This window comes from Mesorhizobium sp. M1338 (assembly GCF_040318045.1).
In the GTDB taxonomy this organism is placed as follows: domain Bacteria; phylum Pseudomonadota; class Alphaproteobacteria; order Rhizobiales; family Rhizobiaceae; genus Mesorhizobium.
This window is the reverse complement of sequence record NZ_JAMYLL010000003.1, coordinates 138073-150864: the sequence shown is the minus strand read 5'-3', so window position 1 is coordinate 150864 and position 12792 is coordinate 138073. Positions and strand designations below refer to the sequence as shown.

The following is a 12792-nucleotide window of genomic DNA, read 5'->3' as shown; positions in this document are numbered from 1 at the left end:
CGGCCGCCCATCCCCAACAATCCATTTCAAGGAGGCCGCTATGGCGCCCCGCGTTCTCGTCTCGGACAAACTTTCTCCCACCGCCGTGCAGATATTCAAGGATCGTGGCGTCGAGGTCGACTATCTGCCCGATCTCGGCAAGGACAAGGAAAAGCTGCTCGAAGTGATCGGCCAGTATGATGGCCTCGCCATCCGCTCGGCGACCAAGGTCACCGAAAAGTTGATCAACGCCGCCACGAAACTCAAAGTTGTCGGCCGCGCCGGCATCGGCGTCGACAATGTCGACATCCCGGCGGCGAGCCGCAAGGGCATCATCGTGATGAACACCCCCTTCGGCAATTCGATCACGACAGCTGAACATGCCGTGGCGATGATCTTCGCGCTTGCCCGCCAGATCCCGGAAGCCAACGCTTCGACCCATGCCGGCAAATGGGAGAAGAACCGCTTCATGGGCGTCGAGATCACCGGCAAGACGCTGGGCGTGATCGGCTGCGGCAACATCGGCTCGATCGTCGCGACGCGCGGCGTCGGGTTGAAGATGCATGTCATCGCTTTCGACCCGTTCCTATCGGACAAACGCGCCGAGGAACTCGGCGTCGACAAGGTCGAGCTGGACGAGCTTTTCGCCCGCGCCGACTTCATCACGCTGCACACGCCGCTGACCGACAAGACGCGCAACATCATCGACGCCGCGGCGATCGCCAAGATGAAGAATGGTGTGCGCATCATCAACTGCGCCCGCGGCGGGCTGATCGTCGAGGCCGATCTGGTCGCGGCGCTGAAGAGCGGCAAGGTGGCGGGCGCGGGCGTCGACGTGTTCGAGGTCGAGCCGGCCGAGCAGAATGCGTTGTTCGGCATGGAGAATGTGGTGGCGACGCCGCATCTCGGCGCCTCGACGGCGGAAGCGCAAGAGAATGTCGCGCTGCAGGTCGCCGAACAGATGGCCGACTATCTGATCAAGGGTGCCGTCTCCAATGCCATCAACATGCCGTCGATCACCGCCGAGGAAGCCCCGCGGCTGAAGCCCTTCGTCAAGCTCGCAGAAGTGCTCGGCGCCTTTGTCGGCCAGGTCACAGAAGACCCGATCAAGGAGGTCGAGATCCTGTTCGATGGCTCGACGGCGACAATGAATACCCGCGCGCTGATCAGTGCGGCGCTTGCCGGGCTGATCCGGCCGCAGGTCTCCGACGTCAACATGGTGTCGGCGCCGATCATGGTGAAGGAGCGCGGCATCATCGTTGCCGAGGTCAAGCGCGACAAGTCGGGCGTGTTCGACGGCTACATCAAGCTGACGGTGACGACCGAGCACAAGACGCGCTCGATCGCCGGGACCTGCTTCTCCGATGGCAAGCCGCGCTTCATCCAGATCAAGGGCATCAATCTCGATGCCGAGGTCGGCCAGCACATGCTCTACACGACCAATGCCGACGCGCCGGGCATCATCGGCCTGCTCGGCACCGTCTGCGGCGAGAACGGCGTCAACATCGCCAACTTCCAGCTTGGCCGCAACCGGCCGGGCGGCGATGCCATCGCGCTGCTCTATCTCGACGCGCCGTTCCCGGAGGCCGTGCTGGAAAAGGTCAAGGCGCACAAGTCGATCGATTCGGCCAAGAGGCTGCATTTCGACATCAACGCGATGTGACCCAGGAGTTGCTGTGAAAGATCGAAGGGCGCGGCCTGGTCCGCGCTTTTTGTGTTCAGCGTGTCCTGGCTGATGGCAGGTTCGCCGCTTTGCGCCCACTGTATTCGGCAAGCCCGATGCCGCCCAGCACGAGCACCAAAGCCAGTGCCTGGTAGAGCTGGAACGTCTCGCCGACGATCAGCACCGACAGCAGCGTGCCGAAGATCGGCACCAGATTGATGAACAGGCCGGCGCGGTTGGCGCCGATCAGCTCGTTGCCCCTGATGTAAAAGATCTGCGAGATGACCGAGGCGCCGATCGCGGTATAGACGATGACCGCCCAGCCGCGCGCGTCGGGCACGATGACCGTGCCGGCGGCGATCTCCCACAGGAAGAAAGGCACCGAGGTAACGAGAGCGGCGACCGACAGGGCGAGCATCAGGCTCTGCCAATGCATCATCGGTTTCAGCCGCAGCCCGACCGAATAGCCGCTGTAGAGAAACACGGCGGCCAGCATTATGGCGTCGCCGAAATTGAGCTCCAGCGTCAACAGCCGGCGCGGGTCGCCGTGGCAGGCGGTCAGGATCACGCCGGCGATGGTCAGCACGACGCCGACAATCTGCGCCCAGTTCACGCGCAGGCGGAAGAAGACGAAATTGGCTGTCATGATCAGGATCGGCATCGCCGCCTGTTCGATCGAGACGTTGATCGCAGTCGTATAGTTAAGCGCCGTGTAGAAGATGGTGTTGAACAGGGTGAAACCGCTGGCACCGAGGGCCGAGAGGATGAGCCAGTGCTTGCGCACGACCGGCCAGTCCTTGCGTATCGTCTTCCAGCCTATCGGCAGCATGATCGCCACGGCCAGCACCCAGCGCAGGAAGACGAGCGTCATTGGCGAGACGTGATCGACCGCCAGCTTGCCGGCCACCGAGTTGCCGCCCCACAGCAAGGTGGTGAGCAGCAGGACTATGTAGGCGCTTCGATGCATCGCGGGATTCCGGCCGCGGGCCGCGGTGTTTGTCGGCCTATTGCCCCCGTGCGTCCAAGTAAATGATGTCAAAGCCGAAAATTGTTGTGCCTCAGGGCATTTTCGGCGGCAAAGAAAGGTCGCACTCGTGAGGTCTTGACGTTATAGAGGCCTGTCGTTTCGAACCATATTCAAGCCGCTTGGCGGCGTCTCAAGGGAAAAGAAACATGGCCAATGTGGTGGTCGTCGGCTCGCAGTGGGGCGATGAAGGCAAGGGCAAGATCGTCGACTGGCTGTCGGAGCGCGCCGATGTCGTGGTGCGTTTCCAAGGCGGCCACAATGCCGGCCATACGCTGGTCGTCGATGGCAAGGTCTACAAATTGTCTTTGCTTCCGTCGGGCGTCGTGCGCCAGGGCAAGCTGTCCATCATCGGCAATGGCGTCGTTTTCGACCCGCACGCTTTCGTCGCCGAAGTGGCCAAGCTCAAGGCTCAAGGTGTCGAAGTGGCGCCGGATCGCCTGAAAATAGCCGAAAACACAGCGCTTATCCTGTCCCTGCATCGGGAACTGGACGGATTCCGCGAGGACGCAGCTTCCAATTCCGGAACGAAGATTGGCACGACCCGTCGTGGCATCGGCCCCGCCTACGAGGACAAGGTGGGCCGGCGTGCGGTCAGGGTGATGGATTTGGCGGATTTGGAAACGCTGCCCTTGAAGGTCGATAGGCTGCTGACGCACCACAATGCGCTGCGTCGCGGGCTCGGCCACGCGGAAGTCACACATGATGCGATCATGCAGGAGCTGACTTCGGTCGCGCACGAGATCTTGCCCTATATGGACCGGGTATGGAAAATCCTCGACGACAAGCGCCGGGCCGGCGAGCGCATCCTGTTCGAGGGCGCGCAAGGCACGCTGCTCGATATCGACCACGGCACCTATCCGTTCGTCACCTCGTCGAACACGGTCGCCGGGCAGGCGGCCGCCGGCTCCGGTGTCGGCCCGGGCGCCATCGGCTATGTGTTGGGCATCACCAAGGCTTACACGACGCGCGTCGGCGAAGGTCCGTTCCCGACCGAGCAGAAGAACGAGATCGGCGAATTCCTCGGCACGCGCGGACATGAATTCGGCGTCGTCACCGGCCGCAAACGCCGCTGCGGCTGGTTCGACGCCGTGCTGGTGCGCCAGGCCGTCGCCGTCAACGGCATCAAGGGCATCGCGCTGACCAAGCTCGACGTGCTCGACGGGCTGGACGAGATCAAGGTCTGCACCGGCTATCGCCTCGACGGCGAGATGATCGACTATCTGCCGGCCAGCCAGGGCGCGCAGGCGCGTGTCGAACCGGTCTACGAGACGCTGGAGGGCTGGAAAGGCACCACCGCCGGCGCGCGCAGCTGGAACGATCTGCCGGCCCAGGCGGTCAAATATGTTCGCTACATCGAGGAGCTGATCGGTGCCCCGGTCGCGCTCCTTTCCACCAGCCCGGAACGGGACGACACGATACTTGTGACCGATCCGTTTCAAGACTAGTTTCTGAAGCCTTTCCGGGCATCGCGGCTGATCTGCGGGGGCCGGCGCGGAAACAAAATACAGGTCGACTGAAGCATGGCAGATTTCGTTTTTGTTCTGAAGAAAGCGATAAACGGTCTCGGCGATCAGTCGCCAGGGATGCGGGCGAAGGTCTACGAAAAGGCCCGCTCCACGATCGCAGCGAAGATTGCCCAGCGCGATCCGCCGCTTTCGCCGGAGGATGTCGCCAAGCAGAAACGTGGTCTGGAAGATGCCATTGCGAGTGTCGAGCGGGACTATGCCAGGAGCGAGCCGGAGACCGACCCGCTCGCGGAACTGGAAAACATCTTTTCCTCGATCGATCGCAACAAGAACCAGCCGAGCCACACACGGCAACCGGCGAAGGCGGAACCGGCCTGGCCGGCACCGCCCGCGGCCAAGCCTGAACCTTATCAATCCGCGCCCACACCTGCCGCCAAGGTCGAGCCAAGCTGGCAAAGGCCAACGCCGGCGCCTGCCCAGCCGGCTCGCGCCGACACGCCTCTTGCAGCGATGGACGCCGAGGAGGCGGACGACGGTGTCGATGTCTTTTCCAGCAACGAAGAGCCGGTGTCGGACACTTTCCAGCGCCGGCACCCGGCGGAGCGCAAGCGCAGCTATGGCGGGCTGATCGCCGCCGTCGTCGCGCTTCTGGTCATCGCCGGTGGCGGCTACGGCATCTGGCTGAACAAGGACGCCTTCGACAAGATGCTCGGGCTCGACGGCACCAAGGTCGCGACAAAGACCGAACCCGTGAAGCCGGCACCTGCCAAGCCAGCAACCGATGCCGCTGCGCCGCCGCCGGCGCCCGCAGCTGGCGGCACGGAAGCCGAAAGCACGAAATTCACCCAGCGGCTGACGCCGCAAGGCAGTGAAGTCGACCCCGGCCCGGCCGGCGGACAAAGCGGCATCGGCGAAGGCGAATCGGTCGCCGCGCTGACCACGCCGCCCTCGGCGACCAACGCGCCGCCGATTTCCGCACCGACCGCCGGCACTCCTCCCGCGGCTACGCCTCCGGCGGCAGGTGCCGCCCCCGCAACGCCGCCTGCCAACGGAGCCCCGGCGGCGCCGGCCAATGCCGCCGCCACTCCGCCAGCACCGGCGGGTGCCGCGCCGGCGGCCCCGGCCACCGCGCCCGCGGAAACCGCGCTGCCGGTCGGCCAGAAGGCGATCTTCTACGAGGAGCGCACCAGCACCGCCCAGGGCTCGGCGGAGCCGGGCAACATCGTCTGGTCGCTGGTACAGGAATCGCCCGGTGGCGACCTGCCGCCGGAGCCGGCGATCCGCGCCGAGGCGACCATTCCCGGCAAGGACATCCAGTTGCGCATGACCATCCGCCGCAACACCGACCAGACGCTGCCGGCCAGCCATATCATCGAGATGATCTTCCTGACGCCGGACGGCTTTGAAGGCGGCGGCGTCGACAACATTCTGCGCGTCGCCATGAAGGGTTCGGAACAGGATGCCGGCAGCCCGCTGATCGGTATTCCGGCCAAGATCGCCGACGGCTTCTTCCTGGTCGCGCTGAACGACACCAAGGCCGACGAAGACGCCAACATGATCTTGCTGCGCGGCCAGGACTGGATCGACGTGCCGGTCGTCTACAAGACCGGGCGGCGGGCATTGCTGACCATGGAAAAAGGCATTCCCGGCGAGAAGGTCTTCGACGAAGCGATCAAGGCCTGGCAGGCGAAGACGGCGGGCTGAGAAGGGCGCCGTTGGCGCCTCTCAAAAGTCTGTCAGGAGTCTGGATAGGGTCGGTAGCGCCGCGTCAAAACAGCCGATGTTTGGCCAACGGAAGTCCGTTGCGCCTGACATAAGCATTGGAGCTTTCGATGGCTTCCTTGTTTTCTTCTTGCCATTGATGCGTCTTTTCCGCAGCAATCGCTTTGGCGATACTCACCTCTGCGGCGCCGGAGAGGTTGACGTCCAACGCTTTGGCGTCTTCGATCAACTGTGAGCTGATGGATATGCTCACTGATTTTCGCTGAGGTTTCGGCTTTGGCTGAAGCATGGAGTTCGCCTCCTTTTATGCGTCCAATATAGATGCATAAAACTTGCACACACCACTACCCCTCCATTTCCTCGCGCAGCATCTCCAGCTCCAGCCATTCCTCCTCGAGGGCCGCTAGCGTCGCGCGCTCCTTGTCGAGGGCGGCGATGGTTTTCTGGAACGAGGCCGGATCGCGCTCGTAATAGGCCGGATCGGCGATGTTGTTCTCAAGCCTCGAGATCGACGCCATCACCGCTTCGATTTTCTTGGGCAGCGATTCCAGCGCGAACTTCTGCTTGAACGACAGTTTCTTCGGCGGCCCCTTTGGCGCGGCTGCCTCGCTCCTGCCCGGTGCCGGCGCTTCGCCATTTTCGGCTTTCGCGCGCGCCTTACGGTCGTCGAGCCTGGTGCCGCCGCGTTGCGCCAGCATGTCGGAATAACCGCCGGCATATTCGATCCAGCGGCCGTCACCATCCGGCGCGATCAGGCTGGTCACGGTGCGGTCGAGGAAATCGCGGTCGTGGCTGACCAGGATGACCGTTCCGGCAAACCCGGCGACCAGTTCTTGCAGCAGTTCCAGCGTCTCCATGTCGAGATCGTTGGTCGGCTCATCGAGCACCAGCAGGTTTGCCGGTCGGGCCAGCACGCGCGCCAGCAAGAGCCGCGCTCGCTCGCCGCCGGACAGCTCGCGCACCGGCGTGCGCGCCTGTTCCGGCTTGAACAGGAAATCCTTCATGTAGGAGACGACATGGCGCTGCTCGCCATTGATGACCAGGTTCTCGCCGCGCCCGTCGGTGAGATACTGCGCCAGTGTCTCCTGCGGGTCGACGGCCTCGCGCTTCTGGTCGAGCGTGGCGATCTCCAGATTGGTGCCGAGCCGCACCGAACCGGCGTCGGGCTTCATCTCGCCGGTCAGCATCTTCAAGAGCGTCGTCTTGCCGGCGCCGTTCGGCCCGACCAGACCGACCCGATCGCCGCGCTGGATGCGGGTCGAAAACCCCTTGACCACGGTGAGATCGCCGAAACTCTTCTCGATGTTCTTGGCCTCGATCACCAGCTTGCCGGATTCGGCGGCGTCGCTCGCCACCATGGTGGCCGAGCCTTCGGCGCCGCGATGTCCGCGAAAACGCTGGCGCATGGTTTGCAACTCGCCCAGCCGGCGCATGTTGCGCTTGCGCCGCGCCGTCACGCCGTAGCGCAGCCAGTGCTCCTCGCGCACGATCTGGCGGCCAAGCTTGTGCTGCTCGCGTTCTTCCTCTTCCAGCACCAGGTCGCGCCATTCCTCGAAATGGCCAAAACCCTTGTCCAGCCTGCGCGTCTGGCCGCGATCGAGCCAGACGGTGGCGCGCGATACACGCTCGAGAAAGCGGCGGTCGTGCGAGATGACGATCAGTGCCGATGAGGTGCGGACGAGCTCCTCTTCCAGCCATTCGATCACCGAGAGGTCGAGATGATTGGTCGGCTCGTCGAGCAGCAGGATGTCGGGTTCGGGCGCCATGACGCGGGCAAGGGCCGCGCGCCTTGCCTCGCCGCCGGACAGGTCGTTCGGCCGCTCCTCACCCGAGAGGCCGAGATGCTCCATCAGATAGCTGGCGCGGTACGGGTCGTCGGCGGGTCCGAGTCCGGCCTCGACATAGGCGCGGACACTGGCAAAACCCTCCATGTCGGGCATCTGCGGCAAATAGCGGACGGTCGCCGAAGGCTGGCGGAACACCTCGCCGTCCTGCGGCTCGATCAGGCCGGCGGCGATCTTCAGCAGCGTCGACTTGCCCGACCCGTTGCGGCCGACCAGCGCGATCTTGTCGCCGGCAGAAGCGGTCAAGGCGGCGCCATCGAGTAGCGGCGTGCCACCGAAGGTCAGTTTTATCCCGTCGAGGTTGAGAAGGGGCGGGGCCATGTCAGCTTTCAGGTAAGGGAAAAGGATGAGCGAGCAGCATCGCGCGGCCGTGGCCGAGCGCGATTTCGAGGCGGCCCTTGACCTCATTGGAAATGGTCAGCGACGAACCGAACGCCACCTTGACGTGATTCAGTGGCCATTTGGCGCCATTGACGGTCAGGCCGGCGAGTTCGGAAAAGCCGAGCACCGAAAACAGCGTGCCGTCGGCATAGTCGAAACCGGCCCTGCCGTGGAGCAGGGGAACGCCCTCCTGGGCGCCGCTGGTCAGCAGCACCTCCGTTCCGGCCTCGGCAAGGCGCAGGGCAAGCGCAAGATGCAGGAAAGCGTGGTCGGCGCGCTTGCCGCCGAAGGCGCCGGCGAGCACCAGGCTGGTCGCGCCGAGCTCCAGTGCGGCTGCGATGGCCAGTTCGCCATCGGTTTGGTCCTTTTCCGCCGAGAAGGTCCGGCGGGGGACAGTGGCGAGATTTTCCGGCAGGTTGGCCGGCACGGAATCGAAATCCCCCACCCACAGTTCCGGGACTAGGCCGAGCAGCCGCGCATGGCCGATGCCGGCGTCGGCGGCAATCACGCGGGAGCCTTCGACCTGGCGGTCGAGCCGTGGCGTGCGGATGAGGTCGCCGCCAAGCAGGATGGTGAATGTGCTCATATCGTGTGGCCCTTACCAGCCTGGCACCGGAAACGGAAGGCGGCAAACTCCCACTTGCGTGAGGGATCGGCCGGGCCTATGTGTCGAAACGCTCTAACGGGGTGCCGAACGCGATCTTCGCGGACCGGCTGAGAGGCAGTCTCGCCAACCCGCTGAACCTGATCCGGTTTGTACCGGCGGAGGGATTAGACGTTTCGGACAGTCCGACGCCTCAATTCCTTCAATTCGAACGAAGGAGGCGCCGATGCGCACGCTTTTATACGCTCTTGTCTCAGCCATGACCGTGGTCTTGTCCGGGCCGGCCTTGGCCAAAGACAAACTCACCGTCTACACATATGAGAGTTTCACCGCCGACTGGGGTCCGGGTCCCGTGGTGAAGAAGGAATTCGAGGCCGAATGCGGCTGCGATGTGGAGTTCGTCTCGGTTGCCGATGGCGTCGCGCTGCTCAACCGCGTCAAGCTGGAAGGCGCATCGACGAAGGCCGATATCGTGCTTGGCCTCGACACAAACCTTACCGCCGATGCCAAGGCCACCGGCCTGTTCGCGCCGCATGGCGCGGTGGCGGATGCCACTGTGCCGGGCGGCTGGAGCGACGACACTTTTGTCCCCTTTGACTACGGCTACTTCGCTGTCGTCTACGACACGGAGAAGCTGAAGAGCCCGCCGAAGAGCCTGAAAGAACTGGTAGAAGGCAGCGCCGACGACAAGATCGTCATCCAGGATCCGCGCACCTCGACGCCGGGCCTCGGCCTGCTGTTGTGGGTCAAGTCTGTCTATGGCGACAAGGCGCCGGAGGCCTGGGCCAAGCTGAAGGCGAAAGTGCTGACCGTGACGCCGGGCTGGAGCGAGGCCTACGGCCTGTTCACCAAGGGCGAGGCGCCGATGGTGCTGTCCTACACGACGTCGCCGGCCTACCACATGGTGGCGGAAAACACCGAGCGCTACCAGGCGGCCTCCTTCGAGGAGGGCGAGTACCTGCAGATCGAGGTGGCGGGCATCACCACGACAGGGGCCAAGAACCCGCTGGCCGAAAAGTTCATGGCCTTCATGACCGGACCGAAGTTCCAGGATGCCATCCCCGAGACCAACTGGATGTTCCCGGCAGGGAAGACCGACAAGCCGCTCAACCCGGCCTTCGACAAGCTGGTCAAGCCGACCAAGACCTTGCTGTTCAGCCCCGAAGAGGTCGCCGCCAACCGCAAGGCCTGGGTGGATGAGTGGCTGGCGGTGATGAGCAAGTAATTTGGTCCTATGATCGAAAGATGAGTGTCCTACGGCGCCCCCCTCTGTCCTGCCGGACATCTCCCCCACACGGGGGGAGATTGGCTGTCGTCGGCGATTTCGCCAATCGCCAACGTTGCTGGAATGAGCGAGGCGCGGAAACTGCCAATCTCCCCCCTTGTGGGGGAGATGTCCGGCAGGACAGAGGGGGGCGCGAAGGAACGCGGCCTTCGCTAAGAACCTCAAGTCAGGTGGTCCAGCGTGCAACGCGCGTCTGACCCCCGCATCAGCGCCGGCATCCTCGCGCTCGCCGCAATCGCGCTGCTCATCGGCGGCGCGTTTGCCGGCCTGCTTTTCGAAGGCGGCCACGATCTTTCGGGCGCCTGGGCAGCCTTCGATCCCTATCTGCTGCGCGTCGTGCGCTTCACGCTCTGGCAAGCGGCATTGTCGACGCTCCTCTCCGTCGGGCCGGCGCTGTTTGTCGCGCGGGCGATGTCGCGGCATCCACGCTTCTTCGGCCGCGCCTTCATCCTGCAACTGTTCGCCATACCGTTGGCGCTGCCGGCCATCGTCGCGGCACTCGGCGTGCTGGCGCTTTATGGCCGCGCCGGCTATTTCGCCGGCGTGTTCACGGTGATCGGCGGTGGAAGCTGGTCGGGCATCTACGGCCTGTCGGGCATTCTCGTCGCCCATGTCTTCTTCAACCTGCCGCTGGCGACAAGGCTGTTCCTCGAGTCGCTGCAGACCATACCGGCCGACCAATGGCGGCTGGCGAGCCAGCTCGGCATTGCAGCGCGGCCGGCGTTCAGGCTGATCGAATGGCCAACGCTGCGTGCGGCATTGCCGGGTGTCGCCGGGCTAGTCTTCATGCTTTGCATCACATCCTTCACCATTGTGCTGACGCTCGGTGGCGGGCCAGCAGCGACGACGCTGGAGGTCGGCATCTACCAGGCGCTGCGCTTCGATTTCGATCCCGCGCGGGCGGTGACGCTGACGCTGCTGCAGATCGCCCTGACCTTTATCGTGGTGCTGGCCCTGACGCGGCTGGGCGCCAATGTGGTCGGCGACACCAACCTGCCGGTTGCGCAACGCCGCTATCTCTCGGTCAAGAGGAGCGAGACCTGGCTGAACGCCATGGTCATCGTCTTGGCGCTGCTGTTCGTCGTCGGGCCGATGGCGGCGACGGTGACGGCCGGGTTGGGTGCCGATCTCGGCCGGCTGGCCGGCGAGGCCACCGTGCGGCAGGCGGCTCTGACCAGTGCGGTGCTGGCCTTCCTGTCCGCACTGCTCTCGGTGATGCTATCGCTGGCGTTGACCGTGGCGCGCCGGGCGCTGGCGTTGAACCGCCGGGCTGGCCTCCGGACAATGCTTGAGCATGCCACCGATACAGGCGCCGGCTTCGTCCTGGTCGTGCCGCCCATCGTCGTCGGCGCCGGCTGGTTCCTGTTGCTGCGCCATGTCGGCGATGTCTTCGCCATCGCCCCGGTCATGGTCGTCACCGTCAACGCGGTGATGGCGATGCCGTTCGCCCTACGGGCCGTCCGTCCCACCTATGATGCGGCGAGCGAGCGTCACGAACGGCTCTGTGCACAGCTCGGCATTGCGGGCTGGAACCGGTTGGTGCTGGTCGACTGGCCGTCGCTGCGTCGGCCGCTCGCCACCGCCTTCGCTTTCGCCATGGCCCTGTCGCTCGGCGATCTCGGCGTCATTGCCTTGTTCGGCAGTGATTCCGTGCAGACATTGCCCTACCTTCTCCTGGCGCGCATGGGCAGCTACCGCACCGAGGATGCCGCCGGCCTGGCACTGCTGCTCGGCCTCGTCTGCCTCGCCCTGATCGTGGCGGCGCACTCGCTGGGAAGGGAGAGGGTCCGGGATGCTTGATGGAAAGGCCAGCGGGCTTGAAAAAGGCGCGCCGGTGCGGCTGGACAAGGTGGCGTTCAGCTACGGCGAGACGCCGCTGGTCTTCGATGTCGAGTTCGCCACGTCGAAGATCACCGCGATCATGGGGCCGAGCGGGTCGGGCAAGTCGACGCTGCTCAATCTGGTCGCCGGCTTCGAGATGCCACAGTCGGGCCGCGTGCTGATCGGCGGCGCTGATGTCAGCGCCGAGCCGGCCTCGGTGCGCCCGGTATCGATGGTGTTCCAGGAGAACAACCTCTTCGCCCATCTTTCCGTCGAGCAGAATGTCGGGCTCGGCCGCTCGCCAGCCTTGCGGCTGACCGAAACGGACCGCGCCGCGATCGCCGAGGCGCTTGCGCGAACCGGCCTTGGGGGCAAGGAAAAGCGCCTGCCGCGCGAACTTTCAGGCGGGGAGCGCCAGCGCGTCGCATTGGCCCGCGTTCTGGTGCGCGACCGGCCGGTGCTGCTGCTCGACGAACCCTTCGCCTCGCTCGGGCCCGCTTTGCGCGACGATATGCTGGATATGGTCGCCGCCGTTCATGCCGAGCGGAGCATGACGGTGCTGTTTGTCACCCACCAGCCTGAAGACGCCCGCCGTATCGGCGAACACATGGTGTTTCTCGACAACGGGTTGGTGGCGGCAGTCGGCAAAGCGGATGATTTCTTCACCGGGGCTGGTCCGGAAGCGTTCCGGCGCTATATGGGCGCGAGTGGCGGTGTATCACGAGATATTGCCCGGAAGCGGACATAATTTACGATCAAACCGACTCCAGGCGATGTGGCGCTTGCTTGCCATGACTGGAGGAGTGTGGCTAGGTCCGCCCTACTGGTCCGGCACAGGCCGTGATTTGCCTGCAGCATCCGCCGCTCGTGCCCTAAGGGACGGGCAACGGATGCTGCAGCCGTTTGAGATAGCGCATGACATGTTCCGAAAATCGCCCCCGGTTTTCGTGGTCATGCGCCGGGACCCGAAAGGAAGCCGTTCTGGCGATCGGCGTTGATA

The 12792-nt window shown here is 64.4% G+C and carries 10 protein-coding genes and 1 riboswitch; of the genes, 6 read left to right on the top strand and 4 right to left on the bottom strand.

Annotated elements, in window-relative coordinates; genetic code table 11:
• Nucleotides 1-40: 40 nt before the first annotated feature.
• Nucleotides 41-1642: a phosphoglycerate dehydrogenase gene (gene serA / locus NKH19_RS04560; protein ID WP_352864848.1), complete on the top strand. Its 1602-nt coding sequence runs from the start codon at nucleotides 41-43 to the stop codon at nucleotides 1640-1642.
• Nucleotides 1643-1697: 55 nt separating this feature from the next.
• Here serA and NKH19_RS04555 read toward each other — a convergent pair whose 3' ends face one another.
• The gene (locus NKH19_RS04555; RefSeq protein ID WP_352864845.1) at nucleotides 1698-2609 is read right to left on the bottom strand and encodes a DMT family transporter; all 912 of its coding nucleotides are present in this window, start codon (nucleotides 2607-2609) and stop codon (nucleotides 1698-1700) included.
• A gap of 206 nt (nucleotides 2610-2815) precedes the next feature.
• On the opposite strand from NKH19_RS04555, the gene NKH19_RS04550 reads away from it, so the two are divergent.
• The gene (locus NKH19_RS04550; protein WP_352864843.1) at nucleotides 2816-4114 is read left to right on the top strand and encodes an adenylosuccinate synthase; all 1299 of its coding nucleotides are present in this window, start codon (nucleotides 2816-2818) and stop codon (nucleotides 4112-4114) included.
• A 75-nt stretch (nucleotides 4115-4189) separates the two neighbouring features.
• Nucleotides 4190-5839: a hypothetical protein gene (locus NKH19_RS04545; RefSeq protein WP_352981885.1), complete on the top strand. Its 1650-nt coding sequence runs from the start codon at nucleotides 4190-4192 to the stop codon at nucleotides 5837-5839.
• Between the two features lie 64 nt (nucleotides 5840-5903).
• On the opposite strand, the gene NKH19_RS04540 is transcribed toward NKH19_RS04545, so the two are convergent.
• The 3 genes from NKH19_RS04540 to NKH19_RS04530 are packed head-to-tail and all read right to left on the bottom strand — an operon-like array spanning nucleotide 5904 to nucleotide 8668.
• Complete coding sequence (locus NKH19_RS04540; RefSeq protein ID WP_352864839.1) at nucleotides 5904-6146, bottom strand: type II toxin-antitoxin system CcdA family antitoxin; 243 nt, start codon at nucleotides 6144-6146, stop codon at nucleotides 5904-5906.
• Nucleotides 6147-6201: 55 nt separating this feature from the next.
• Nucleotides 6202-8022 (bottom strand): ABC-F family ATP-binding cassette domain-containing protein, encoded by a 1821-nt coding sequence (locus tag NKH19_RS04535; RefSeq protein ID WP_352864837.1) that lies wholly within the window; start codon nucleotides 8020-8022, stop codon nucleotides 6202-6204.
• 1 nt (nucleotide 8023) lies between these two features.
• Nucleotides 8024-8668 carry a thiamine diphosphokinase gene (locus NKH19_RS04530; RefSeq protein ID WP_352864835.1) on the bottom strand — a complete coding sequence of 215 codons (645 nt, stop codon included), beginning with the start codon at nucleotides 8666-8668 and terminating at the stop codon, nucleotides 8024-8026.
• A gap of 87 nt (nucleotides 8669-8755) precedes the next feature.
• A riboswitch (TPP riboswitch) is annotated at nucleotides 8756-8870 on the top strand.
• A gap of 42 nt (nucleotides 8871-8912) precedes the next feature.
• Between NKH19_RS04530 and thiB the strand changes: the two genes are divergently transcribed.
• The 3 genes from thiB (at nucleotide 8913) to thiQ (ending at nucleotide 12540) form a co-directional block, all read left to right on the top strand.
• Complete coding sequence (thiB, locus tag NKH19_RS04525) at nucleotides 8913-9911, top strand: thiamine ABC transporter substrate binding subunit (RefSeq protein WP_352864834.1); 999 nt, start codon at nucleotides 8913-8915, stop codon at nucleotides 9909-9911.
• 240 nt (nucleotides 9912-10151) lie between these two features.
• On the top strand, nucleotides 10152-11771 hold the full coding sequence (thiP, locus tag NKH19_RS04520) for a thiamine/thiamine pyrophosphate ABC transporter permease (RefSeq protein WP_352864832.1): 1620 nt from the start codon (nucleotides 10152-10154) through the stop codon (nucleotides 11769-11771).
• Entirely contained in the window at nucleotides 11764-12540 is a 777-nt protein-coding gene (gene thiQ, locus NKH19_RS04515; protein WP_352864830.1) for a thiamine ABC transporter ATP-binding protein, read from the top strand. The genes thiP and thiQ overlap by 8 nt, the downstream gene beginning before the upstream one ends.
• The last annotated feature ends 252 nt before the right edge of the window (nucleotides 12541-12792 follow it).

Excerpts from the sequence above, each read along its gene's own strand:
- serA (WP_352864848.1), top strand. The coding sequence starts at position 41 with ATGGCGCCCCGCGTTCTCGTCTCGGACAAACTTTCTCCCACCGCCGTG.
- NKH19_RS04555 (WP_352864845.1), bottom strand. The coding sequence starts at position 2,609 with ATGCATCGAAGCGCCTACATAGTCCTGCTGCTCACCACCTTGCTGTGG.
- NKH19_RS04550 (WP_352864843.1), top strand. The coding sequence starts at position 2,816 with ATGGCCAATGTGGTGGTCGTCGGCTCGCAGTGGGGCGATGAAGGCAAG.
- NKH19_RS04545 (WP_352981885.1), top strand. The coding sequence starts at position 4,190 with ATGGCAGATTTCGTTTTTGTTCTGAAGAAAGCGATAAACGGTCTCGGC.
- NKH19_RS04540 (WP_352864839.1), bottom strand. The coding sequence starts at position 6,146 with ATGCTTCAGCCAAAGCCGAAACCTCAGCGAAAATCAGTGAGCATATCC.
- NKH19_RS04535 (WP_352864837.1), bottom strand. The coding sequence starts at position 8,022 with ATGGCCCCGCCCCTTCTCAACCTCGACGGGATAAAACTGACCTTCGGT.
- NKH19_RS04530 (WP_352864835.1), bottom strand. The coding sequence starts at position 8,668 with ATGAGCACATTCACCATCCTGCTTGGCGGCGACCTCATCCGCACGCCA.
- thiB (WP_352864834.1), top strand. The coding sequence starts at position 8,913 with ATGCGCACGCTTTTATACGCTCTTGTCTCAGCCATGACCGTGGTCTTG.
- thiQ (WP_352864830.1), top strand. The coding sequence starts at position 11,764 with ATGCTTGATGGAAAGGCCAGCGGGCTTGAAAAAGGCGCGCCGGTGCGG.